The organism is Hymenobacter glaciei, from assembly GCF_039539585.1.
GTDB lineage: Bacteria > Bacteroidota > Bacteroidia > Cytophagales > Hymenobacteraceae > Hymenobacter > Hymenobacter glaciei.
The window spans coordinates 119,671-142,542 of the sequence record NZ_BAABDK010000029.1; the positions used below are offsets into that span (position 1 = coordinate 119,671).

The 22,872-nt window shown below is 59.9% G+C and carries 18 protein-coding genes and 1 riboswitch; of the genes, 10 read left to right on the top strand and 8 right to left on the bottom strand.

The window, feature by feature from the left end; translation table 11 throughout:
* Positions 1–79 precede the first annotated feature (79 nt).
* Complete coding sequence (locus tag ABD837_RS18285) at positions 80–823, top strand: carbonic anhydrase (protein ID WP_345057361.1); 744 nt, start codon at positions 80–82, stop codon at positions 821–823.
* 119 nt (positions 824–942) lie between these two features.
* Here the strand turns inward: ABD837_RS18285 and ABD837_RS18290 are convergent, their stop codons facing one another.
* Entirely contained in the window at positions 943–3,426 is a 2,484-nt protein-coding gene (locus ABD837_RS18290) for a M1 family metallopeptidase (protein WP_345057363.1), read from the bottom strand.
* A 211-nt stretch (positions 3,427–3,637) separates the two neighbouring features.
* On the opposite strand from ABD837_RS18290, the gene ABD837_RS18295 reads away from it, so the two are divergent.
* The 3 genes from ABD837_RS18295 (at position 3,638) to ABD837_RS18305 (ending at position 8,499) form a co-directional block, all read left to right on the top strand.
* Complete coding sequence (locus ABD837_RS18295; RefSeq protein WP_345057365.1) at positions 3,638–5,617, top strand: TonB-dependent receptor plug domain-containing protein; 1,980 nt, start codon at positions 3,638–3,640, stop codon at positions 5,615–5,617.
* An 87-nt stretch (positions 5,618–5,704) separates the two neighbouring features.
* A complete protein-coding gene (locus tag ABD837_RS18300) occupies positions 5,705–6,496 on the top strand; it encodes a M48 family metallopeptidase (protein WP_345057367.1) in 792 nt (263 codons plus the stop codon).
* A 221-nt stretch (positions 6,497–6,717) separates the two neighbouring features.
* Positions 6,718–6,809, top strand: a riboswitch (SAM riboswitch).
* 232 nt (positions 6,810–7,041) lie between these two features.
* A complete protein-coding gene (locus ABD837_RS18305; RefSeq protein ID WP_345057369.1) occupies positions 7,042–8,499 on the top strand; it encodes an amino acid permease in 1,458 nt (485 codons plus the stop codon).
* A 149-nt stretch (positions 8,500–8,648) separates the two neighbouring features.
* Here ABD837_RS18305 and ABD837_RS18310 read toward each other — a convergent pair whose 3' ends face one another.
* The 3 genes from ABD837_RS18310 to ABD837_RS18320 all read right to left on the bottom strand — a co-directional run bounded on the left by ABD837_RS18310 (position 8,649) and on the right by ABD837_RS18320 (position 10,640).
* On the bottom strand, positions 8,649–9,107 hold the full coding sequence (locus tag ABD837_RS18310; RefSeq protein WP_345057371.1) for a hypothetical protein: 459 nt from the start codon (positions 9,105–9,107) through the stop codon (positions 8,649–8,651).
* Positions 9,108–9,235: 128 nt separating this feature from the next.
* Positions 9,236–10,156, bottom strand: coding sequence for a DUF2382 domain-containing protein (locus ABD837_RS18315; RefSeq protein ID WP_345057373.1), 921 nt, complete (start codon positions 10,154–10,156; stop codon positions 9,236–9,238).
* A gap of 49 nt (positions 10,157–10,205) precedes the next feature.
* Complete coding sequence (locus ABD837_RS18320; RefSeq protein ID WP_345057375.1) at positions 10,206–10,640, bottom strand: YsnF/AvaK domain-containing protein; 435 nt, start codon at positions 10,638–10,640, stop codon at positions 10,206–10,208.
* A gap of 568 nt (positions 10,641–11,208) precedes the next feature.
* On the opposite strand from ABD837_RS18320, the gene ABD837_RS18325 reads away from it, so the two are divergent.
* Complete coding sequence (locus ABD837_RS18325) at positions 11,209–11,991, top strand: hypothetical protein (protein ID WP_345057377.1); 783 nt, start codon at positions 11,209–11,211, stop codon at positions 11,989–11,991.
* Between the two features lie 567 nt (positions 11,992–12,558).
* On the opposite strand, the gene ABD837_RS18330 is transcribed toward ABD837_RS18325, so the two are convergent.
* On the bottom strand, positions 12,559–13,254 hold the full coding sequence (locus tag ABD837_RS18330; protein WP_345057379.1) for a hypothetical protein: 696 nt from the start codon (positions 13,252–13,254) through the stop codon (positions 12,559–12,561).
* Between the two features lie 352 nt (positions 13,255–13,606).
* Here ABD837_RS18330 and ABD837_RS18335 point away from each other — a divergent pair, with 352 nt between their 5' ends.
* Positions 13,607–14,329, top strand: a complete 723-nt coding sequence (locus ABD837_RS18335) for a GAF domain-containing protein (protein WP_345057381.1) — start codon at positions 13,607–13,609, stop codon at positions 14,327–14,329.
* Positions 14,330–14,375: 46 nt separating this feature from the next.
* Positions 14,376–15,017 carry an HD domain-containing protein gene (locus tag ABD837_RS18340; protein WP_345057383.1) on the top strand — a complete coding sequence of 214 codons (642 nt, stop codon included), beginning with the start codon at positions 14,376–14,378 and terminating at the stop codon, positions 15,015–15,017.
* A 77-nt stretch (positions 15,018–15,094) separates the two neighbouring features.
* Here ABD837_RS18340 and ABD837_RS18345 read toward each other — a convergent pair whose 3' ends face one another.
* A complete protein-coding gene (locus ABD837_RS18345; protein WP_345057385.1) occupies positions 15,095–15,514 on the bottom strand; it encodes a secondary thiamine-phosphate synthase enzyme YjbQ in 420 nt (139 codons plus the stop codon).
* Between the two features lie 127 nt (positions 15,515–15,641).
* Here ABD837_RS18345 and ABD837_RS18350 point away from each other — a divergent pair, with 127 nt between their 5' ends.
* Both ABD837_RS18350 and ABD837_RS18355 read left to right on the top strand, forming a co-directional pair.
* On the top strand, positions 15,642–16,403 hold the full coding sequence (locus tag ABD837_RS18350) for a hypothetical protein (protein ID WP_345057387.1): 762 nt from the start codon (positions 15,642–15,644) through the stop codon (positions 16,401–16,403).
* Between the two features lie 191 nt (positions 16,404–16,594).
* Complete coding sequence (locus ABD837_RS18355) at positions 16,595–19,183, top strand: type IA DNA topoisomerase (protein ID WP_345057389.1); 2,589 nt, start codon at positions 16,595–16,597, stop codon at positions 19,181–19,183.
* A 108-nt stretch (positions 19,184–19,291) separates the two neighbouring features.
* On the opposite strand, the gene ABD837_RS18360 is transcribed toward ABD837_RS18355, so the two are convergent.
* Entirely contained in the window at positions 19,292–20,200 is a 909-nt protein-coding gene (locus tag ABD837_RS18360; protein WP_345057391.1) for a hypothetical protein, read from the bottom strand.
* Between the two features lie 134 nt (positions 20,201–20,334).
* Positions 20,335–21,825, bottom strand: a complete 1,491-nt coding sequence (locus tag ABD837_RS18365; protein ID WP_345057393.1) for an SDR family oxidoreductase — start codon at positions 21,823–21,825, stop codon at positions 20,335–20,337.
* A 157-nt stretch (positions 21,826–21,982) separates the two neighbouring features.
* Here ABD837_RS18365 and ABD837_RS18370 point away from each other — a divergent pair, with 157 nt between their 5' ends.
* The gene (locus ABD837_RS18370; protein ID WP_345057395.1) at positions 21,983–22,840 is read left to right on the top strand and encodes a DUF2911 domain-containing protein; all 858 of its coding nucleotides are present in this window, start codon (positions 21,983–21,985) and stop codon (positions 22,838–22,840) included.
* Positions 22,841–22,872 lie beyond the last annotated feature (32 nt).

Sequence of the window (22,872 nt, forward strand, 5' to 3'; positions counted from 1 at the left end):
CGCCCTACAGCGGCGCTAACGCAACAGGATACTGGCTAGCCCGTGAGGCGAAGCTGGTTATCAACTACATCATTTTCCTATGGCTGGTATCAGCGAGATTCTCGAAAACAACAAGAAGTGGGTTTCCTCTAAAAACGCGGAGGACCCCAAATTTTTCCAACGCCTAGCTACCGGCCAGAAACCGAAGTACCTGTTCATTGGCTGTTCCGATTCGCGGGTTCCGGCCTCCGGCATCACAGGCACGGGCCCGGGCGAGATGTTTGTGCACCGCAACATTGCCAACCTGGTGGTGCACTCCGATATGAACCTGCTGAGCGTGCTGCAGTACGCCGTGGAGGTGCTGGGTGTGCAGGACATTCTGGTGGTGGGCCACTACGGCTGCGGCGGCGTGGCTGCAGCGGCTGCCAACAAGCAGTACGGCCTGATTGATAACTGGCTGGTGAACATCCGCGACGTAATCCGGCTGCACGAAGCCGAATACCTGCGCATCAAGGACGACACCCAGCGTGCCCGCCGCCTCGTGGAGCTGAACGTAATAGAGCAGGTGCGCAACCTGGCCAAAACCAACATCATTCAGAACGCCATGCGCGGCGAAAACCCGCCCCGCCTACACGGCCTCGTGTACGACATTGCCGATGGCGTGCTGAAAGACCTAAAAGTAGACGGCGACGAGGTGATGACCAAAATGGAGCACATCTACGCCACCGAGGCCGTGCGCCACAGCGTTGAAAAAGAGAAAGATGCCAACTCCTACGAAGGCCCCCAGCACGACCCGGCCAAGGAAGTAGTCGTCGTGAAAAAAGCAGTCGCTGAGAAGAAGTAGGGGCACCCCAACTTTCCTTTTTTCCCGCATAGCTGCTACTTACCCACAAAAAAGCCCTGCCGCATTACGCGGCAGGGCTTTTTGTTTTTGTTGTCCTGAACGGAGGATGACAGGTTTTACTACTTAGCAGCTTGCACAGCAGCCACTGCTTGGTCGACGGCCTGCCGGGTGGCGGCGGCCTGCGGGCGGCTGGCCTGGGCTGCGGCAATGCCCTGCAGCAGGTTCACCACCGGCTTGTCGGCCCCGTAGCTCTTATACTTCACGCCCAACTCCTGGAGGCGGGTAATGCCTTCGGTGATGGAAGCGGCATCGTCGAGGCGACCGGTAATGGTGGCCAGCGGCTCCATCATGTTGAACCGGCCCTGCGGACGGGCTGCATCAAACCGGTCGCGCACAAAGGCCCACTCGGCCTGGCCGCCGTTCTTGGCATACACTTCGGTTACGGCCTGGGCCACGGCGCCTTGTGCATTGGCTTCGTAGGTTTTGGCGCGGCCCAGGGCCTGGGCAGGCTGCACGGTAGCCAGAGCGCGCAAGGCGGCACCCTGCACGTTGTACGATTGGCTGCTGAGCTGTTTGCTGAAATATTTCTCGTCTTTCTTGTCCTTTAGCTTGGCCAGTGCGCCGAGCAACGAGGCTTGCACCCAAGGTTCTTTTTCGGTAGCGGCCAGCTTGCGCAAGGCGGGCGCGGCCACGTTGGCCACGGCCTTATCATCGAGCTTCAGCGCTTCAACAGCAGCTAGGCGGTTGTTGTAGAACTTGTCGTTGAGGGCGGCCAGCAACGTGGTGCGGTTAGCAGCAATGGTTTGGTCTTTAGCAGCGGCGTCGATGGCCTCGCGGCGGTCAACAAACAACGGCGCGTGGGCGTACTGGAAGGCGTACTCGGCGGCCGATTTATTGTCGGTTTTCAACCACAGGGTCTTTTTGTTGGCGTCCACGTTCACCAGGTCGGGCTTGGCCGATAGGGTCATGGTGAAGGTCTGGGTGGCCTCCGTCATGGTTACGGCTTGGTGCAGCACCTTGCCGCCCACGTAGTAGTCGATGGTGAAGGGCAGGCGGAATGTCTGGCCGGCCTGGGTCTGCTTCACGGTCACGGTTTCGGCCTTTTTAGCCGCGTCCCAGGCGTAGTCGATGGTTACGACGGGGTGGCCGGGGGCGAAGTACCACTGGTTCCAGAACCAGTTCAGGTCCTGGCCCGACACGGCCTCGAAAGCCAAGCGCATCTGGTGCGCCTCGCCGTTGCCGAGGGCATTGTCCTTAAGGTACTTCTGCAAGCCAGCGAAGAACACGTCGTCGCCCAGGTAGGTGCGCAGCATGTCCATAATGGCACCGCCTTTCTGGTAGCTCACCAGGTCGAACACCTCTTCCTGGTCGGTGTAGTGGAAGCGCACGAGGTTTTTAGCGGCATCGCGCGGCGAACTCAGGTAGCGGCGCAGGTAGCGGTAGTAGTGGGCATCGGCGGCGTCGCGGCCGTACTTGTGCTCGGCGTAGAGGCCCTCCGAAAAGTCGGCCATCGTCTCGTTCACGGTGATGTTCGACCAGCTTTCGGCCGTCACGTAGTCGCCGAACCACTGGTGAAACAGCTCGTGCGCAATAACCGATTCGCTGCCGAACTCGCGGTCCACCAACTCGCGGTCGGTCATCTGGACCTGTTCCCCATGCAGCGTGGCAGAGGTGTTTTCCATGGCGCCGCTCACGTAGTCGCGGGCCACAATCTGGGCGTATTTATTCCAGGGGTACTCCACGCCGAGGCGGTTGGAGTAGAACTCCAGCATGTCGGGCGTGTTCCCGAAAATCTGCTTGGCGAAGGGGGCGTACTTGGGTTCGAGGTAGTAACTCACCTCTTTGCCGCGCCAGGTGTCCTTATAGATTTTGAAGTCACCCACGGCCATCATGAACAGGTAGGGCGCGTGGGGCAGCTCCATCTTCCACACGTCGGTGCGCAGGCCGGGGCCGGCGGGCGTGCTGCTAACCAGGCGGCCGTTGCTGAGCGTGACGTACTTGGCCGGCACGGTCATTGAGATTTCCTCGGTGGTCTTCTGGTTGGGGCGGTCGATGGTTGGGAACCAGGCCGATGAGCCTTCGGTCTCGCCCTGCGTCCAGATTTGTACCGGCTTGCCCTTCACCGTCGAATCGGGGTTGATGAAATACAGGCCCTTGGCGTCGGTGATGGCGGCGGAGCCCTTCACTTTCAGCTCGTCGGGTTTCGACACGTAGTCGATGTACACCGTGTACTCTTCACCCGGCTTGAAGACGCGGCCCAGGTTGATGCGCAGGTTCATGCCATCGGCGTAGTCGTATTTCAGCGGGCTTTGCTGGCTGCCGTTCATCAGCGCGACCGCTTTAATATCCATGCCTTTGGCATCGAGGCGAAGCGAGTCGGTGGGGTAGCCGTGGGGCTTGAGCGTGACCCACTCCTTGCCGTAGAGGTAGCGCTTGGCGTAGTCGAAGCGCACGTCGAGCTTGGTGTGCACCAAGTCGTTGACTTTGGTGGCCGAAGCGCGGTAGGGCGACTCGGGCTTGCCGGCCGGCGGCGTGGGAGCCTGCGCGAAAGCGGGCGTGGTGGCCGCCAGGCCCAGCAGGCCCAGCGCGAAAAGGTGCTTCATAGAGAAACGAGATGGAAAAAATGAGTTTCGCGCGAAGGACGCAGCAGTACGGCCGACGTTGCCTGACGCTAAGGCGAAAGTAGCAGATAGGGCGGGGCTTGCCCAGTCAGCCGTGGTATAAAGCCGTTGTTTTCGTGCATACATCCGGGGTCGAACATGCTCCATCCTCTATATCGGGCGTAAGTTTGCACCCCCACCAATTCACCAGTGAATGCGACTTACGCGCTACGCCACCCCGTTTTTCTGCACCCTTTTCACCGTTAACGCCCTAGCTCAGAGTACTCCCACCGACAGCACCCGCGCCCTGAACGAAGTTACCGTGTACGGCACCCGCCTCGACCAAGTAGCTGGTCAAACCGGTCGCTACGTTACGGTGGTGCCCGGCCGCACCCTCAGCCAGTACCCGGTGGCCTCGCTCGATGATTTGCTGCGCCTGCTGCCGGCCATTGAGATGCAAAGCCGGGGCAACTTCGGCACCCAGGCCGATATTACGTTGCGTGGCTCCACCTTTAACCAAGTGCTCATTCTGCTCGATGGCATGCGGCTGAATGACCCTCTCACGGGCCACTTTGCGGGCTACCTGCCCATAACCCCGGCCGAAATTGAGCAGGTTGAAGTGGTGCGCGGCCCCGGCGCGGCCCTCTACGGCCCCGACGCCGTGGGCGGCTTCGTCAACATCGTCACCAAAACCTTCGCCGCTACCCACCGGCCCGATGGCGTGGAAATTGGCGGCACGTTCATGGCCGGCGAGTTCGACCTCAAGACGACCAACGCTGGCTTTTACGGCCAGGACAAGGGCCTGCGCCTGGCGGGGGGCATCCTCAACAACACCGCCAGCGGCCAGTTGCTGAACCTGCCCGGCGGCCTGCGCAACGACTTCAAGCTGAATACCTACTCTCTCTCGGGCGCTTACCAAATCAGCCCCAAGTTCAGCGCTGCCGCCCGGGCCAGCTTCGACCGGCGCGAATACAACGCCCAGAACTTCTACACCACCAACGCCGGCGACCGCGCCCGCGAAACCACCTCGCGCGACTGGTACCAGGGCCAGCTGCGCTACGACTGGAACGCCCGCGCCCGTACTGAACTGCAGCTGGTGGGCACCTCCAGCACCGATTACTACGTGTACACGCCTACCTCGGCGGCCAGCGACCACCTCATGCACTACCTCAACGTGCAGGGGCAGCACCAGCTGCGCTTCTCCGATAAGGTGCAGCTAACGCTGGGGGCCCAGGCCGACCGCCGCAGCGTGCGCAGCAACGACCGCGGCAACCATTCGGTGTGGCACCAGGGGGCGTTTGCCGTGGCCGGCCTGGCGCCCACCGCGGGCCTGAACCTGACGGCCGCCCTGCGCCTCGACCACGACCAGGCCTACGGCACCGAAGTGCTGCCCCAGCTCACGGCCAGCCAGCTGCTGGGCGAAAAGCTGACCGTGCGCGCCGCGGTGGGCCGGGCCATCCGGGCGGCCAACTTTACCGAGCAGTACAACTCGGCTATCAGGCCGGGCATTGTGCCCAATGGCTTCAACGTGGGCAACCCCGGCCTCGAAGCCGAGCGCACCTGGAGCTACGAAGGTGGCCTGGATTATGTGGTTTGCCCGGCCCTCACGCTGCGCGGCACCTATTTCAACCGCTACGGTCGCAACCTGATTGATTACGTGGCCACGCCCGGCCGCGACGTCCAGGCCAGCACCGGCTTCACCAACCTCAACCCGGCCAGCACTTACCGCTACGCCCAGAACCTGTTTGCTGTGAGCACCCAGGGCCTGGAATTCGAAGCCAGCACCCGCGCCCAACTCACCAAGGGGCTGCGGCTCGACGGCAGCGTGGGCTACACCTACACCCACCTGAACGTGGACGGCAACATCGTGTCGCAGTACCTGAGCAACGTGGCCAAGCAGCTTGTGAGCGGCAACCTGAGCCTGGTGCACCGCCGCTTCACGGCCAGCCTGGGCGGGGTGTATAAGCAGCGCGCCAGCCAGAATACCGTGCCCAGCGCCACGGTGAACGATGCTGCGTTGACGCCTGACTACGTGGTCATCAACGGCCGCCTTGATGTCGCGCTGCTACCCGAGCGCCTCTGGGTGGTGGGCCAGGCCCAGAACCTATTCGACGCCAAATACTCGGACCTGCTGGGCGCCCAAATGCCCGGCCGCTGGCTGATGGCCGGCGTGCGGCTGGCTTTGCGTCGCTAGGCCCCGAAAGCTACCCTTGCTGGCGCCCGCCCTGGCACTGGCCAGTCAATTTTTACTTCACCAATTTTCACTTTTTTTCCTTTCCACATGCGTACCCCTTTCCTCACGCTGCTGACCGCAGTGACCCTATTGGCTGCTGCAGCCCCGGCTCAGGCCCAATTCAAACTCAACACCGGCAGCCTCGGCGCGGGCCTGAAAGCGGCCAAGGCCTTGACATTGTCGGACGAAGAAGTGGTGGCCCACACCAAGGAGTTTGTGACTTGGTCTGATGCCAACAACCCGGTGGCGGCGCCATCTTCGCCCTTGGCCCAACGGCTGGCGAAAATCACCGCCAACCTCAAAACCTACGAGGGCATTGCACTAAACTATAAAGTGTACGAAGTGCGCGACGTGAACGCCTTCGCCTGCGCCGACGGCAGTGTGCGCGTGTGCGCCGGCCTGATGCAGCTGATGACCGACGACGAAGTACTGGGCGTGATTGGCCACGAAATCGGCCACGTGAAAAACCACGATTCGCGCGACGGCATGAAAACAGCTTTGCTCACCGCTGCCGCCAAAGATGGCGTATCGTCGCAGGGCGGTACGGCCGCCACCTTTAGCGACTCGCAGCTCGGCGCCGTGGGCCAGGCCCTCACAACGGCCACCTTTTCGCGCAGCCAGGAAAGCGCCGCCGATGCCTTCGGCTACGACCTGCTGAAGAGCCAGGGCAAAAACCCTTACGCCATGGCCACGGCTTTCGGCAAACTGGTAGCCTCGGAGCAGAGCGGCGGTGCCAAAAGCAGCAAAATGCAGCAGCTGTTTTCTTCGCACCCCGACACCGAAAAGCGCATGAAAACCGTGGAGGAAAGAGCTGCCAAAGACGGCTTCAAGAAAAGCTAATTTAGCTTAGGCCGTCGACTGAAGGCAAGATAGCAGAACGTCATGCCGAGCGCAGCCGAGGCATCCCGCGTGTGGTAGTAACTCTTTTCTTACGATTGGATTACTCCTGCATCCGAGATGCCTCGGCTACGCTCGGCTTGACGTTCTTTTTTCTGCCAAACATGCCGGAGCACGCATCCGGCGTTACCTTTGCCCCATCAATTTCTTCTCCGGAAGGATTGTTTTTATACAGAGGCGCTGAGAGACAGGCTCGAAGACGCGCCGGCAACCACCCGCAACCGCGGCCCGGTGCCAAATCCTGATTATATAAAAACAACTGCCGTGCCCGCTGTTTCTGTTGCCTCGCTTGCTGTTTCTGGTGCTTTTAGTTTCTGCCCCTTGGGGGCGGGCCACCCGATGGCGGGCTGTTGTTGCTGTTGATTGCCGGCACTAGCGCCGCGTAGCTGAGGCTACGGACGGCGCCGTTTTATTCCTTTTTATGGGTTTTTGCTTTGCGGCACGGCCGCCCCGGGTGGGGCGGTAGCGTGGCGCGTATTTATCTGGTTATGTTGAAAAAATCACTGGAGCTGCTTCGATTGGAAGCCGCCGAAACGGGGGCCAACACCCTCAAGCGCAGCCTGAACGGCGTGAGCCTGATTGCCATTGGCATTGGGGTAATTATTGGGGCGGGCCTGTTCTCGCTCACCGGCATCGCGGCAGCCAACAACACGGGCCCGGCCGTTACGCTGTCCTTCATTGTGGCCGCCGTGGGTTGCGCTTTCTCGGCGCTGTGCTACGCCGAGTTTGCGGCGCTGGTGCCCGTGTCGGGCTCGGCCTACACGTATTCGTATGCCACCATGGGCGAGCTGTTTGCCTGGATTATTGGCTGGGATTTGGTGCTCGAATACTCGGTGGGTGCGGCCACGGTGGCCATTAGCTGGTCGCAGTACCTCATCAAGTTTCTGGGCAAGTACGGGCTGCACATTCCGGCCCGGCTGGTGATGTCGCCGTTCGAGTCGGCCACGCTGGCCGATGGCAGCACCGTGCACGGCTACGTGAACGTGCCGGCCATGCTCATCGTGCTGGCCATCACGGCCATTGTTACGCGGGGCACCAAGGGGTCGGCATCGTTCAATGCGCTGGTGGTGGCCCTGAAGGTGGCGGTGGTGCTGGTGTTCATCGCGTTGGGCTGGCAGTACATCGACCCGGCCAATTACCAACCCTACATCCCGGCCAACACGGGCACATTTGGCGAGTTCGGCCTGAGCGGCATTCTGCGCGGGGCAGGCGTGATATTCTTCGTCTTCATTGGCTTCGACATTGTGGCCACGATGGCGCAGGAAACCAAGAACCCGCAGCGCAACATGCCCATTGGCATTCTGGGCTCGCTGGCGGTTTGTACCGTGTTGTTCGTGCTGTTCGGCCACGTGCTCACCGGCCTGGCCAATTACACCGAGTTCAAGAACAGCGCCGCGCCGGTGGCCATTGCCATCGAGAAAACGCCGTATGCCTGGCTTTCTTCGGCCGTGATTCTGGCTATTCTTATCGGCTATACTTCCGTGATATTGGTGGATTTGCTGGGGCAGTCGCGGGTGTTTTTCTCGATGTCGCGCGATGGACTGTTGCCGCCGGTATTCTCGCGGCTGCACCCGAAATTCAACACGCCGGCGCAGTCGACGCTGCTGTTGGGCTGCTTCATTGCCCTGTTTGCGGGCTTCGTGCCCATTGCCGTGGTGGGCGAGATGACGAGCATCGGCACGCTACTGGCCTTCGTGATGGTGTGCCTCGGCGTGCTCATCATGCGTAAAACCAACCCCGATGCCCCGCGCCCGTTCCGCACGCCGTGGGTGCCGGTGGTACCCATTCTGGGCATTGTGGTGTGCCTCGTGATGATGGCCTCGCTGCCCTGGGAAACCTGGCTGCGCCTCATTGTGTGGCTGGCGCTGGGCATGGTTATCTACTTCGGATACGGCAAAAAGCACAGCAAGCTGCGCCTGGCGCAGGTGGCAGCCGCGGCAGGGTAGGAGTAGAGATATGTTGCAATAAAGAACGTCATGCCGAGTGCAGCCAAGGCATCTCGCGTGGGGTAATAACTCTTTTCTTACAATTAGATTACTGCTGCACGCGAGATGCCTCGGCTGCGCTCGGCATGACGTTTTTTTTAACTGCTCACTCAGTGCGTCGTCAGTCCGTTTGCGTCCAACTCATCATCGTCGCGCACGCGGCTGAGGTCGCCTTCGAGGTCGATGTCGCTCGTGTCGGTAGTAGGGGTGAGGGGGCGCTGCTTGTACACATCCACTGCCCCGTTACGGTCCAGGATTGTGCGTGCGGTTTCGGCTTCTTCGGGGGTAGTAGTTTCTACCGTGACGACGGCGTAGTCGGGCCCAGTGGCAGCAATGTAGGCATTGGCATCATCGAGTTGACTGCTGCTAAAGAGGCCCGTGAAAAACCGGGTGATGCCTGCGTGTAAGGAATCAGTAGGAGCTTCCTGGGCGGGCAGGTTTTGCGCCTGCAGGGTTTCCTGAGTGGCAATGTTGATGCTATCGGGCGCAAAACCCGTTGCCTGCACCTGGGCGGCGGCAAACTCGGCTTCGGAAGCGCTGATGAACAAACCGACAATAATGCGGGCCATAAGGGAGTAGCGTAAAAGATGGAAAAAGCTGCCGCGCAGCCAGGCCACCAAACCGGCAACCGCTCCACCACGACAACAAAAAAGCGGCGACTGAATCATCAGCCGCCGCTTCTTACGTTTTTGCGAACCTAGCGGCTGGTCGAGCCGGTATTGGTGTCGCTGTCGGACAGGCGGGAAGTATCCGACTGGTTAGTACCAAGCTGCTCTACTTGCACATCGGTGCTGCGCACGGTGTCGCGCACTACCTGCTCGCGCTCGGTAGCGGTTTTGTCGATGCTTACTTCGCCTACCACGCGGGCTTCTTTGGCTACTACGGCCCGCTCGGCCTGCTCCGTCACGCTGATTTCCCCTTCCTTAAAGGCGGCAAAGTCGGCTTCGGTAGCGGGGCGGTCTACTTCGCGGCGCTGCACGTTCACGTGCTCTTCGCGCAGACGCACGCTGGCTTCCACGGGCTTCTCGATGATGCGGCTGCGGATGCGCGCGCCACCGGTCTGTTCCACGCGCTTGCCTACCTGCAGGTTCTCTTCGATGATGTTAACCTTCTGGGCACCGGCCTGGTCGGTGTTGGCGGCGTAGCCCTGGGCACCGGTCATGCCGTAGCCCTGGTTTTGGGCCTGGTCGCGCACGTCGATGGCACCATACTGGTCGAGAATGTCGCGGGCGCGCTCAGCTTCGCTAGCCGAAGCCGCGTGCACCGTTACCACCGAGCTGCCGCCGCGGGTTGCCCCCACATAAGCACGGGTATCGTCGCTGTCGTTGCCGCCAAACAGGTTGCTGAAGAAGCGGCTTACCCCGTCTTCGGCGGCGCCAGTGGCACGCGAAGCGGCATCGGCTGCGCCTTCAACGGCGGTGCCGCTGGTGTTCTGGTAATCGGAAGGGTCGTTATTGGAACCCGTGGTGCCCGTTGCGCCGGTCAGGCGCTGGGCGTTGCGGGCATCCTGCGCCGCTACGTCGACGTTGCTTTGCTGGAAACCGGCGGACATGAGCTGTTGAACGGCTTGCTGCGCTTCTGAAGCGCTATTGAACAGGCCTACTACGGTTTGGGACATGATGAAGAAACGTTAGGGTGTGAGAATGAAAGAAAGGGATACTAAAAAATCAGGCTTCTGGAGCTGGGGCGGATGTCGAGCCTTCGAGGCGCTCGAAGTGCACCTCTTCGCGGCGGAGCGTCACCTCCTGCGGGTGGTTGGTGGTGAGGGTTTGCTTGCGCACGTGCAGTTCCTCGACCAGAATGATGCGCGTAGTAACCACCACTTCCTCTCGCAGCACCGGGATAATCATGGTGTCGCCTTCGTAACGCACTTCTGGCGGCGTGTCGACAGGTTGGTTGATGGCTACGCGTTCCACGTGCACCCGCTCTTCCTGAGTAGGTACATCGACGGTGCGCGACTCGTGGTGCACCGTTTTGCGGATAACCACACGTCCGGTTTCGACCACTTCTTTGTCAAAACGCACCCTTTCCTCGATGATGGGTATCGGAGTGGAGAGCGGTTCCGGCGTGGTTGGATTAAGCGGGTTGTCGAGAGGCTGCATGAGCCGGATTACGGGCTCTGCAAAGCGGGGTTCAACCAGCTGGACGCGCTGTTCAGGGTTTCGGCGGTGTTTGCCTTATATAAGCTCAACCTTGGGTTGTGAGGTAATCTGAACCGTAGCTAGCCGGGCGTGTAGAATGTTTCATCTGTTAATCAGTGCCATTTTTGGGCTACGGCCGGGCTCAGTTTGGACGTTGCTACAGCGCTTGCACTACGGCTATAATTTATAACAACAGAATTTTGGCATTGGCCATTTTGGCGATGGTAAGGCGTGGTCGCCGGATTAATTCCGGCGCCCTCTCGGTGCGGCCGCCGTTCTGTTCTGTCTCACTCTTCTATACTCTAACGCTTTGGACCAACCAATACGGCTGGATGTAGCCATTCCCGAAGTCTGGAGCGACTCTCTGGCGTAACGGAAGGACTGCACGTCAACATCTGCTTAGCAGCGCGAGGCCGATTAGTGCGGAGTTTCGATGAAACTGGATAATTCTATGCGGCCCCATCTGCTTACCTTGCGGGCTGCCGTTGGCCGTGGCAAGCGAGTCACAGGATTAATAATTTAAAAATCAATGAAAATTCAGCAACTACTGCGCCTACTGTTTCCAACCATCCTGCTTGGAGCTTGTAGCTCCGACAGTGCAAAGCCGACGGACACCAAACCACTAACCCCAGCGCAAAGGCAGGCAAAAATCGAACAGATAAAGCTGCATTTTACTGCACCCGTACTTATCGATAGTTCCGTCTATGTCATGTACCCGCTGCTGCTTGGTTCTACAGATGAAGGGGACAAGGATGGCAGTATCGTAAGTAAAAGCTATAGCCGCTCGAATACTTTTTGGAACATTGCTTTTTACAACACCGAAACCGGCGAGTCGCACTTGCTTTCACCGGATAAAAAGATGGTTTTGTACGCCTACACTGAGCAGGGCTCGGAAAGCGGAGCATCCACGGTTTCGGCTTCCAAATTTGCCAAATACGCTGAATTGGGCTCCGGGCAGTTGGATAAGTTGCTTTACTATTCGGTCAGGACCGTGGATTTTAATCATGACGGCGTGATTGACCAGCAAGACCCGAACTACTTGTTTACTTCGGACAAAGCCGGCAATAATTTTCAACAGATTTCGCCAGATAATTACAATGTCGAAAGTTGGCACCTGGTAAAAGGGACCAATAAGATTTTAATGCAAGGCACTCCGGATACCGATAATAACAAGGAGTTTAACGAGCAGGATGTGACGACGCCATTGGTTTACAGCATCCGGCCTAAACGTGACGCAAAAGCGGTGTTTAGTGGCCCGTTTAGTTCTTCGGTGAAGCAACTGCTGGACCAGCATTGGGCTCAAAAGCTGTAGTCATGAGCTTGGGCAATCATCCGGTAATGACTTCACATGCGCTTCTGTTACCGCTACTCTTGCTGTCTTTTCCCGTGTTGCTAAGCTACCTTAAACCTGTTCCGTGCTGAACCAAACATATAGCCGGAACAGTTGCGCGCTCAACTTGCCCTTATCGGCACCGAAAAGCCCGTGGTGCGTGCATACTTGTCCTTACCCAAAACGCGTTGCCTGCCTGCTGGCGGTACTTGACTGGTCCGGTCCGACCGCCTTAGGCGGTCCGACCGGTTGAAGAACCCCCGATTTTGCCCCGCCAACAACCGGTCGGACCGCCTAGGGCGGTCGGACCGGAGCAACAACCGCCGTTTTGGGTAAGGAAAAGGGTGCGTACATACCGGGCTTTTCGGTGTCGATAAGGGCAAATTGAGCGCGTAGGCAAGGGGCTGTTACGACCGGCATAGGCTGCGTTACATGCGTCCAACAGGCTCAGCGCCGCGTGTATGCATATAGGCGTACCAACAACGATGACGGCCGGAAAATAGCGTGGTGCGCACGTGCCAGCGGCGCGGCGGTACGCCCACACCGTCACTACAGTACCCGTTCCCACACCTCACCGCCCTGGCTTACCATGCGCACTAGGCCGGCCTGCCGGTCGTAGTACAGCTCCTGAAGAGCCGCTGGAGGCAGCGCACGGCATGTAGACCCGCGCGCAGTGCTGATGAATGCTACCACCTCATGGTAGGTGTGCCCGCGCACAGTGAGTTGCTGAAACGGGCCATTTAATGCAGCGCCTCGGGGAAATTTCATTCCTCGGCAACTGAAGTAGTCGCTGATGAGGTCCGTATTGCCCACGAATTCGGAATTCTCGCCTTCTGCATAAAACTGGCTGACATGTTCATTGTAGCCGCCTGAATTTAAATTGGTAAGCATTGCTGCATCGCGGTAAAAGCGCAGTGTCGTACCTCCTTTGTTGAGGCTGTCGACTCGGTTCAGGTACAGGTACACTAGGTCATAGTAGTTCAGTAGTTTCGAAAAGCTTGGAATACCCATCGAAGTCTTTCGGCTTTCAGCTTTCAGATTCGAAACGACATTTGCCCGATACACGCGCTGGTAGCCGCTTGTGTTTTCAAGTCTCCATTCATCACCTTGGCGAGTTTGCAGCCACAGCCGGTCCGCATCGGTGAAGTGATAATAATACACGCCATTCGCCCTTGACAGGCCTAGGTCCTCGGCACCCTCTTTTTTGCAGGACGTGTGGCCAAACATTACCAAGCCGAGCAGCATAAGTCGAATTGTTGAAAAAGTTCTCATTGGGTGCGGAGAAATTACGGAATAAGGAACGCCCTGCAAGCTGCGGCCTGGGCACTGCAGGCGCAAACCAAAATCTAATCAAGCAGGACTTTGATACTTAGATATCACGCTGGGAAATACTTGTTCACCAATTTATTACGCCGCATCATTCAGACTTTATAAAATAAATGCCGTTACTACTGGAAACACGCAGCCATTTTGCGGATGAAATCATTATAACGAAGCCCCAACGGCTCTTTCCCGTACACATACATTACTTTTAACCCGTTCCGTGCTGAACTATAAGAATAGCCGGAACAGTTGCGCGCTCAACTTGCCGGCTTTCATGGACCAAACGCAATATCCCAACCTCATTCCCTCGTACGAACACAAGCGGTTGGAAGCGCTGCAGCCCTACCAGGTGTTGGGCACGCCAGGGCAGGACGTCTTCAATGACTTCGTGAGCATTGTGGCCAAGCTCTTCGATGTGCCCATTGCGCTGGTGTCGCTGGTGCGCGCCGATGATGTGGTATTCATAGGCAACGAGGGGCTGCCGGAAGCCACAACGCTGAACCGCCAAGACAGCATGTGCTCGGTGGCTATTCTGCACGACGGCCCCATGGTGCTGGAGGACATTCCGGCCCAGCCCTGCACGCTCGTTAACCCCTACGTGGCCCAGCAGATGCAGCTGGGCTTTTATGCCGGCCAGGCACTGCGGGCTCCCAATGGCCAGCCCCTGGGCACCCTTTGCGTCATCGACCGCAAGCCCCACCGCCTTAGCCCGGCCGAGGGAAAATTACTCACCCAGCTTGCCCTTGTGGGCCAGGACCTGCTCACGCTGCAAGCCACCAGCGCCTCGAATGCAGCTATGGACCCCGCCCTGCGTGCCCGCCTCGACGACCTGGTGCAGCAGTCGCTCACCCGCCTGCACACCCTGGCCGAACTGCGCACCCACGACCTGGCCCCCGAAGCGGCTGATACCGCCCGCTACAATGCTACTCGCATCGATGAAGCCAGCTTCTTGGCCAATTCGTTACACCGCGAGCTACTGGCAGTGCTGGGCAAGTAGGAGAGGAGAGTAGCACCTGCTGGCCGCAGCTTGTTCCTTTGCGGGTATGACCGTCGACCTGTCTGCCCGCTGGCACCAACTCACCGCTCCCCTCGTGCCCAATGCGGCCCGTCGGGAAGCTGAATTCCAGCGCCTGGCTGCCGCTTACCAGGCGTCCACGCGCCACTACCATACCCTGCACCACATCGAAAACCTGCTGCACCGACTCGATGCAGTACACCTGCAGGACCGCACCGTGGTGGAGCTGGCTGTTTGGTTTCACGATGCGGTGTACAACGCGCTCAAATCCGACAACGAAGCGCGCAGTGCGGCTCAAGCCCTGGCGTTTCTGCAGCATTCGGCGCTGGAACCCGCCCGGCAGCAGCGGGTGGCTTTTCTCATCGGACGCACCGCCGACCACAACCAGCCCCAGCCGCCCGACGATGCCGACCTGCTCTACTTCCTCGATGCTGACCTAAGCATCCTCGGTGCCCCGGCCGACGACTACTGGGCCTATGCCCGCCAGGTCCGGCAGGAGTACCGCCTGGTGCCCGACCTGCTCTACCGCCCCGGCCGGCGCAGGGTGCTGGCCAAAATGCTGGCCGCACCGGTGCTGTTTCAAACTCCGGGCATGCGGGACGAACTGGACGCGGCGGCCCGGCGCAACCTGGCAGCCGAAATCGCCGCGTGGGAGCAGGGCGGTCTGTAGCGCGAACTTTTAGTTCGCGAATGCTGGACCTCCAGCCCTCGCGAACTAAAAGTTCGCGCTACAGCCCGCCCCGCTCATCACTCTCCCAGTAGCGTAAGCACCAGCGAGCGCCGGCCGCCGTGCTCGCGGTGCTCGCCCAGGTAGATGCCTTGCCAGGTGCCCAGCGCCAAGCAGCCCTGCGCCACGGGAATGCTGACGCTGCTGCCCAGCAGGGCGGCTTTCAGGTGGGCCGGCATATCGTCGGGGCCTTCGGAGTTGTGGCGGAAGTAGGGGGCGTTTTCGGGTGCCAGGCGGTTGAAGAATTGCTCGAAATCGTGCCGCACCGTGGGGTCAGCGTTTTCATTGAGGCACAGGCTGGCCGAGGTGTGCTGAATGAAGACGTGCAGCAGGCCCGCCCGCACCTGCGGTAGCTCCGGCAGCTCGCGCAGCACGTGGTCGGTGATGAGGTGGAAGCCCCGGCGCAGGGCTGGTAATTGGAATTGCTTGGTGTAAATCATGAGCGGAGAGGGAGGGCTGACGCGCAGCAAAGGCTCACCTTACGGCAACTCGTCGCCCAACAACTCAATTTACCCTGGGTCCCGGTTATATTTATTGCTTGGCTGTCGACTTACCCCGAATTATCAAATGCAAGTGGTGCGAATAGTATTAACGGTGTGCTTTCTATTAAGCGGAGTAAATGCGTGGGCGCAGCAATCGGATTCCCTAAAGGCAGAAATCTACTCCACCTTTCTGCGGGACAAGTTTGTGAAAAATATTCAGTTGTTGAGCAGCCAAGGCAATTACGAAGCATCAAGTGGTCGCCAGATGAAACAACGCGCAACACGCATTAGTAAGGTTGCCTCAACGGTTTGGGTGGTTCCGCCCGTTAAAAAAAGTCATCCTTTTTTCAAGATGTCGCTAGCCAAGCGACTAAAGGATTACCGCTTTACGAGCAAGGACACCGTACAGGCACCCGAGGGCTGGGCTGGGCCATATTTACCGATTCCAGTCGGAATAAGACTTAAGCATCCCGGCTGGGAAATGAAAGAGTATATTCACAATACTCCCGAACTGCTCCTGCTTGGTCAGAAGTTCGATTCACTTCAACACACAACTTCGGTTTTGCCCGGACCCATCACAATACCCGGATGCGAGGTGAAAACAGAAAGCGCCAGTTTTCTGGAGGCACTCAAAGTAGATAACTTCTTTGACTGGAGTAAGTATGGATTGGGGATAGTTGAACTGTCTGAAATAGCGTTCAGCGCCGATAACCGTTACGCGGTTTTTTACATGCACAATATTCGGGGGGGTGGGTGTCTCCGTTCTGACTCTGGATTTGTGTTCATGGAGAATTCTGCGGAAGGGTGGAAGGTAAAGCTTGTCAGCGAGGAGCTTCAAAATCCTTGACATTGCGCGGATGAGCGAGTGGCACGCATCGAGTAACTCATTGTTCGTGGTGAACAAGCCACACATTGCGTGACGCCAAACCCGCATCAGAGCCCGCCAAAGGCGGCACCTGAACCGACCTTTTCTGCGGTTACCTTTGTTGGTTCCGCACGGCCAACAATCCGTAAAATCAGTTAAATCCGCCTACATCCGTGATAGTTTGCATTGCCGAAAAGCCCAGCGTCGCCCGTGAAATCGCCAACGTGCTGGGGGCCACCCGCCGCATGGACGGCTACATGGAAGGCAACGGCTATCAGGTGACCTGGACCTTCGGCCACTTCTGCCAGCTGAAAGAGCCCGACGACTACCAGCCCGAGTGGAAGCGCTGGAGCCTGCACAACCTGCCCATGATTCCGGACCAGTTCGGCATCAAGCTCATGCGCCGCGACGAGGGCGTAGTGAAGCAGTTTCACACCATCAAAAAGCTGGTAGACGAGGCCACTGAAGTGATAAACTGCGGCGACGCCGGGCAGGAAGGGGAGGTAATTCAGCGCTGGGTGCTGCAGGAAGCCAAGTGCCGCAAGCCCGTGAAACGCCTCTGGATTTCCTCGCTCACCGAAGAGGCCATTCGCCAGGGCTTTGCGAACCTGCGCGAGGCCAAGGAATTCGACAGCCTCTACCAAGCCGGTAAGAGCCGCGCCGTGGGCGACTGGCTGCTGGGCCTGAATGCCACGCGCCTGTTCACCCTCAAATACACCACTTACCAAGACAAGCAGCTGCTAAGCATCGGGCGGGTGCAAACCCCCACGCTGGCCCTGCTGGTAGAGCGCTGGCACGAAATCCAGAACTTCCGGCCAGAACCGTATTGGGTACTGAAGACCGAATACCGGGGCACGCTGTTCAGCCACATGGCCGCCCCCGATAAGGCCAAAGACGCCGACGCCGCGCCCGATACCAAGTCCCGCCTGCGCGCCCTCGGCTACTTCGTGACCGAAGAAGAAGCCCGCGAAGCCCTGGAAGCCGTGCGCCCCGCGCCGCTGCGCGTGACTGATGTGGAGATTAAAAAAGGCCGCGAATCCCCGCCGCGTTTGTTTGACCTGACCTCGCTGCAGGTGCAGTGCAACAACCAGTTGGGTTTATCCGCCGAAGACACCCTGAAAATCGTGCAGGCCCTGTACGAGAAGAAGGCCGTGAGCTACCCGCGGGTCGATACCACGTTTCTGCCGGATGACCAGTACCCGAAAATTCCCGGCATCCTGCGCGGCATTTCGGGCTACGACGCGCTGACCAAGCCTTTGCTGGCCGGCAAGATTCCGAAGACGCCCAAGGTCTTTAACAATAACAAAGTCACCGACCACCACGCCATCATTCCGACCGGCGCGGCCGGCCCCGGCGGCGGCATGGAAACCAGCGTGTACGACATCATCACGCGCCGCTTCATCGCTGCCTTCTACCCCGATTGCGAGGTAAGCAACACGACCGTGCTGGCTGAGGCCGCCGAACGCCCGTTTCGCGTGCGCGGCCGCCAGATTCTGAACCCCGGATGGCGCGTGGTGTACGGCGACCCCACCCAGCAGGCCGCCCCCAAACCAGCCCCCGCGCCCGGTGCTGCCGGCGCAGCCGCTGAAGCGGACGATGATGCTGTGTCCACGGTGCTGCCCAATTTCGTGAAGGGCGAAAGCGGCCCCCACGACCCGCGCCTGGAAAGCAAGATGACCCAGCCGCCCAAAGACTACACCGAGGCCACGCTGCTGCGCGGCATGGAAACGGCCGGCCGCAACATCGACGACGAAGAGCTGCGCCAGGCCATGAAGGAAAACGGCATCGGCCGCCCAAGTACCCGCGCCGCCATTATCGAAACGCTGTTCAAGCGCAACTACATCAAGCGCGAGAAAAAACGCATTATTCCCACGCCCACTGGCGTGGAGCTCATTGGCCTGATTCGCAACCCCACCCTGAAATCGGCGGAGCTAACCGGCCAATGGGAGCACAAGCTGCGCCAGATTGAGCGCGGCGAGCTCTCGTCGGAAGGCTTTCTGGGCGAGCTTTCGGGCCTCGTGAAGGAGATGGTAGCCGAGGTGAAGAACGACGGCCGCGGCCGCATGGTGACCTCCGGCAGTGCTGAACTGGCCGTGCAGGCTGCCCAGGCCGGGGGCGGGGCCAGCAGTGGCAAAGTGCCCGCCGGCATGACCGGCGGCCGCCCCACCACACCCGGCGGCCCGGCCACTTTGCCTGGGGCCAATGGCCTCGGCTACTGCCCGGCCTGCAAAACCGGCCACGTGGTGCGGGGCAAAACGGCTTTCGGCTGCGTGCGTTTCCGCGAAGGCTGCACTTTTCGGCTGGCTGCCGAGGTGCACGGCAAGAAACTGAGCGACCCGCAGGTGAAAGCCCTGCTCGCCAAAGGCCGCACTCCCGTGATGAAGGGCTTTGTGGGCGCCGAGGGCCAGAAGTTTGACGCTGCCATTGGCCTCGATACCAGCTTCCAGCCCATTCTGCTCCAAGTAGCTGATGCTAAACCCGGCGCCGCGCCCGACTCGGGCCTGATTCCGTGCCCGGTGTGCAAGCTCGGCACCATGCTCAAGGGCAAGACGGCTTACGGTTGCTCGCGCTTCCGCGAAGACTGCCAGTTCCGGGTGGCGTTCGAGTGGGGCGGCAAGCAGCTCACCGAAACGCAACTCAAGCAGCTGCTGCGTAAGGGCGAAACCAGTGTTATTAAAGGGTTTTTATCAGCCAAAACCGGCAAAAAGTATGATGCCGCGCTAAAGGTCGAGGAAGGCCGCGTGGTACCCGTGTTCGGGTAGCAGTGGGCAGTCGACCGAGGTAGAGACGCATACTTGCGTCTCGTCGTGTGCGCCATTTGGGCGTCGTCGAACGACGAGACGCAAGTATGCGTCTCTACATTTTTTCGCCTAGCGCCTAGCGCTGCTGGCCTTGCCGGGCAGCTTGTAGCCAACCTGTAGCGCCACCCGCTGGTAATGGGCCGAGCCGTAGGTAGTGAAAACGTTGGCCTGCCAGGGTCGGCCAGCGGGGGCTAGCACCACGCGGGCATAGCCGAAGGAGCTTTTCGTCCGGTCGAAGTCGAGTGAGGCGGCGCTGCTCACGCCCACCACCAGCGCCAGCGGGCTGCGCGGCCCAAAGCCGGTGCCCACACCAAAAAAATACGCGGGGTTGGCTAAGCCCAGCAAGCCGTTGGCGCCGTACCCGATTTCGTATTGCACCCAGTGGTTCCAGTTCATTTCGAGCTGGAAAGTGGGCACGGTGTGTACTGTGTCGACGACAATATTCGTGGCCAGTATGTCGAAGGAGCCGTCCTGACCATAGTAACCGACGCGGCCCGCCAGCATGCCCACGCCTACGCGCGTTTGCCACCGGTTCTTTTGCATATCGACGCTGAAGTGCGGATGCGCGGCCAGCAGGCCCACCGTGGCCCGGCGGCCATCGCCAATGCGCAGGCGGTCGGCCGCGCCCAGTACGTCGAGGCCCACGCGCAGGGTGGTGGTGGTGGGGTGGCCGGCGCGGCGCTTGGCCAGCACGTAATCAGCCCCAAGCATCAGCCCATCGAAGCGGTGCTCGACGGCTACGCCCCTAGGCGAACTTCCGCCACCACCAAACGGATTAAAGCTGGAATGAGTGTCGTTGGTGCTGTGCGAAAACCGGCCGCCCGTGTAGCCACCGTGTAGCTCGAAGCTGCTGGTTGTTTCAACCTTGGCAGGCTCCAGGCTGGCCGTTTGAGCGTGGGCAAGCGGGGCGGCTAACGAAGCCGGCAGAAAGGTGGCCACCGCAGCAAGTTGGCGGAGCGAGAAGGAAGCACGGAACATGAGGTGCAGAAAAGAAGTGGTGAATTGATGCGTCAAAGGAACTCCCCACAACTCATGCTGCGCCAACCAAAATATTTATTGAGCCGACTTTTCCATGTTAAATATAACGCATTAAGTTATTGAAAATAATTGGTTTAAAATTGATTGTCCTGACTTTTAGAATCAGCCTGAAACTCCACCAGATTCTTCACCATGCCTTTGAAGATGATGCCGTGGAAGGGCAGCACCGAGTACCAGTATAGCCGCCCGGCCAGCCCGCGCGGGCGGTAGGCCGCCAGCTGCTCCACGGCGTGGGTGCCGTCGGGCTGGTACACGATGCGGAACTGCAGCCAAGCCTCGCCGGGTAGCTTCATCTCGGCGTAGAGCAGCAGGCGGCGGCCGGGCTTGTCGGCCACCAGCACGCGCCAGAAATCGAGCGGGTCGCCGGCCCGCAGGCGTGAGGGCGAGCGGCGCCCCCGGCGCAGACCCACGCCGCCCACGGCCTTGTCCATCAGCCCGCGCAGGCGCCAAAGGAAGTCGGTTTTGTACCAGCCCCGGTCGCCGCCAATGCGCCAAATGTTGTCCAGCACCTCGGCCACCGGCCGGGTAAAAGGCTGCAGCTGGCGGTCGAAGAACATGCCGTTTTTGGGGATTTGGATGGCGTCCATGTAGTTCTGGCGCATGGTGCCACTGCTCAGGGCGTCGCTCCAACTGCTCACCACCTCGTTCTGTTCGATGCGGGTGAAGGCCAGCGCCAGCGCCTCACGGTAGCTCATGGGCGTGTGCGGCACTACGGCCGCAATGCTTTTGCCGGAGTCGCACACGGTGTCGTTTTTCAGGCTTTCGACCAGGCTTTGGGCCAGCGAAAACGTGGTGCTCGTGACCAGGTACAGCCACCACGACGAGAGGCGGGGCGTGAGCACAGGCACCGTCACAATCCAGCGCTTGTAGTCGCGCTCGGCGGCCAGGCCCAGCAGCATCTGGCGGTAAGTCAGCACGTCGGGCCCGCCCACGTCGAAGGCCCGGCCGAAACAGGCGGCGTTGTCCAGCACCTCGGTTAGGTAAAACATGATGTCGCGGATGCCAATGGGCTGGCAGCGTGAGTTCAGCCAGCGCGGCGTCACCATCACGGGCAGCTTCTCCACCAAATCGCGGATAATCTCGAACGAGGCCGAGCCCGACCCGATGATGATGCTGGCCCGCAGCACCGTGATTTTAGCCGGCTGGGCCTGGCTCAGCACGTTTTCGACGGCGCGGCGCGAGCGCAGGTGCACGCTCAGGTTGGTATCGTTGGCAATGCCCGAGAGGTAAATGACCTGCCGGGCAGTGGTCGTGTTGAGGTACTGCACGAAATGATGAGCCGACTGCTGCTCCTGCTCGAAAAAGTCGTGGTTGCCGCTGCTCATCGAGTGCACGAGGTAGTAGGCCGCGTCGATGTCGGTTGGAAGGTCGGCCAGGGTGCGGGGCCGCAGCAGGTCGCCGGTGGCCGTGCTCACGCGCGGGTGCAGGCTCTCGGGCATGGTATCGGGCAGGGCAAAGCGGCGCGGGTCGCGCACGAGGCACACCACGTCGTGGCCCGCCGCGGCGAGCAGCGGCAGCAGGCGCTGGCCAATGTAGCCCGTGGCGCCGGTGAGGAGAATTTTCATGCTGCCGAAGGGACGAAGTTTTAAATAGGAGCTCTCAGCATGAGAGTAAGTGAAGCCGTGGTAGTTGAACGGCCCAGCCGCTGCGTTGTTCGCCGAGGCACTGGCTGCCAGCGCGCCGCGCCCGCAACCCCGGCGGTGAAGCTGCATCTTTGGTGCTATGAAACACGCCCTACACCTCCTGACCGCCGGCCTGCTGTTTGCCACTGCTGCCCAGGCCCAGACCAAGCTCAGCATTCCACCGCTGAGCCCAACCACCCGCATCCACCAAAACTTCTCCACGTCCTACATCGACCTGACATATTCGCGGCCCTCGCTGCGCGGTCGTACGGCCTTCGGCGGATTAATTCCTTACGGTACGGTGTGGCGCACGGGGGCCAATACCATTACCAAAGTGCGTTTTGGCGAGGAGGTGAAAATCAACGGCCAGACGGTGCCGGCCGGGGCCTACGCGCTGCTGGCCATCCCCGATGCCAAGGAGTGGACGTTCATTTTGAACCGCGACACGGCCCAGTGGGGCACCTACGATTACAAACAAGCCCTCGACGTGCTGCGTGTGAAAGCCAAACCGACGAAGCTCGCTGCTCCGGTCGAAACCATGGCGTTAATGGTCGAAAATCTCAAGCCCGCCTCCGCCGACCTCGTTCTGAACTGGGACCGCACGCAGGTGGTATTGCCCATCGTGGCCGACCCCGACCGCATCGTGATGGGACAGATTGAGCAGGCCATGAAGGGCGAGAAGAAGCCGTACTACACGGCCGCCCAATACTACTTCAATACCGGCAAAGACCTGACGCCCGCCATTGGCTGGCTCGATGAAGCCATAAAGGCCAGCCCCACTTACTACGGCTACTACTGGAAAGCCAAGCTGCTGCAAAAGCAGGGCAAAAACACAGAGGCCGTTGCCGCCGCCAACAAGTCGCTGGAGCTGGTAAAGGACGACAAAAACGAAATATCGAAAGCCGAATACATGCGCCTGAACCAGGAAGTGCTGGCACTGGCAGGAATGAAGAAATAGGCTTTTCCTAAACGCCTGTCATGCTGAGCGCA

Excerpts from the sequence above, each read along its gene's own strand:
- ABD837_RS18285 (WP_345057361.1), top strand. The coding sequence starts at position 80 with ATGGCTGGTATCAGCGAGATTCTCGAAAACAACAAGAAGTGGGTTTCC.
- ABD837_RS18290 (WP_345057363.1), bottom strand. The coding sequence starts at position 3,426 with ATGAAGCACCTTTTCGCGCTGGGCCTGCTGGGCCTGGCGGCCACCACG.
- ABD837_RS18295 (WP_345057365.1), top strand. The coding sequence starts at position 3,638 with ATGCGACTTACGCGCTACGCCACCCCGTTTTTCTGCACCCTTTTCACC.
- ABD837_RS18300 (WP_345057367.1), top strand. The coding sequence starts at position 5,705 with ATGCGTACCCCTTTCCTCACGCTGCTGACCGCAGTGACCCTATTGGCT.
- ABD837_RS18305 (WP_345057369.1), top strand. The coding sequence starts at position 7,042 with ATGTTGAAAAAATCACTGGAGCTGCTTCGATTGGAAGCCGCCGAAACG.
- ABD837_RS18310 (WP_345057371.1), bottom strand. The coding sequence starts at position 9,107 with ATGGCCCGCATTATTGTCGGTTTGTTCATCAGCGCTTCCGAAGCCGAG.
- ABD837_RS18315 (WP_345057373.1), bottom strand. The coding sequence starts at position 10,156 with ATGTCCCAAACCGTAGTAGGCCTGTTCAATAGCGCTTCAGAAGCGCAG.
- ABD837_RS18320 (WP_345057375.1), bottom strand. The coding sequence starts at position 10,640 with ATGCAGCCTCTCGACAACCCGCTTAATCCAACCACGCCGGAACCGCTC.
- ABD837_RS18325 (WP_345057377.1), top strand. The coding sequence starts at position 11,209 with ATGAAAATTCAGCAACTACTGCGCCTACTGTTTCCAACCATCCTGCTT.
- ABD837_RS18330 (WP_345057379.1), bottom strand. The coding sequence starts at position 13,254 with ATGCTGCTCGGCTTGGTAATGTTTGGCCACACGTCCTGCAAAAAAGAG.
- ABD837_RS18335 (WP_345057381.1), top strand. The coding sequence starts at position 13,607 with ATGGACCAAACGCAATATCCCAACCTCATTCCCTCGTACGAACACAAG.
- ABD837_RS18340 (WP_345057383.1), top strand. The coding sequence starts at position 14,376 with ATGACCGTCGACCTGTCTGCCCGCTGGCACCAACTCACCGCTCCCCTC.
- ABD837_RS18345 (WP_345057385.1), bottom strand. The coding sequence starts at position 15,514 with ATGATTTACACCAAGCAATTCCAATTACCAGCCCTGCGCCGGGGCTTC.
- ABD837_RS18350 (WP_345057387.1), top strand. The coding sequence starts at position 15,642 with ATGCAAGTGGTGCGAATAGTATTAACGGTGTGCTTTCTATTAAGCGGA.
- ABD837_RS18360 (WP_345057391.1), bottom strand. The coding sequence starts at position 20,200 with ATGTTCCGTGCTTCCTTCTCGCTCCGCCAACTTGCTGCGGTGGCCACC.
- ABD837_RS18365 (WP_345057393.1), bottom strand. The coding sequence starts at position 21,825 with ATGAAAATTCTCCTCACCGGCGCCACGGGCTACATTGGCCAGCGCCTG.
- ABD837_RS18370 (WP_345057395.1), top strand. The coding sequence starts at position 21,983 with ATGAAACACGCCCTACACCTCCTGACCGCCGGCCTGCTGTTTGCCACT.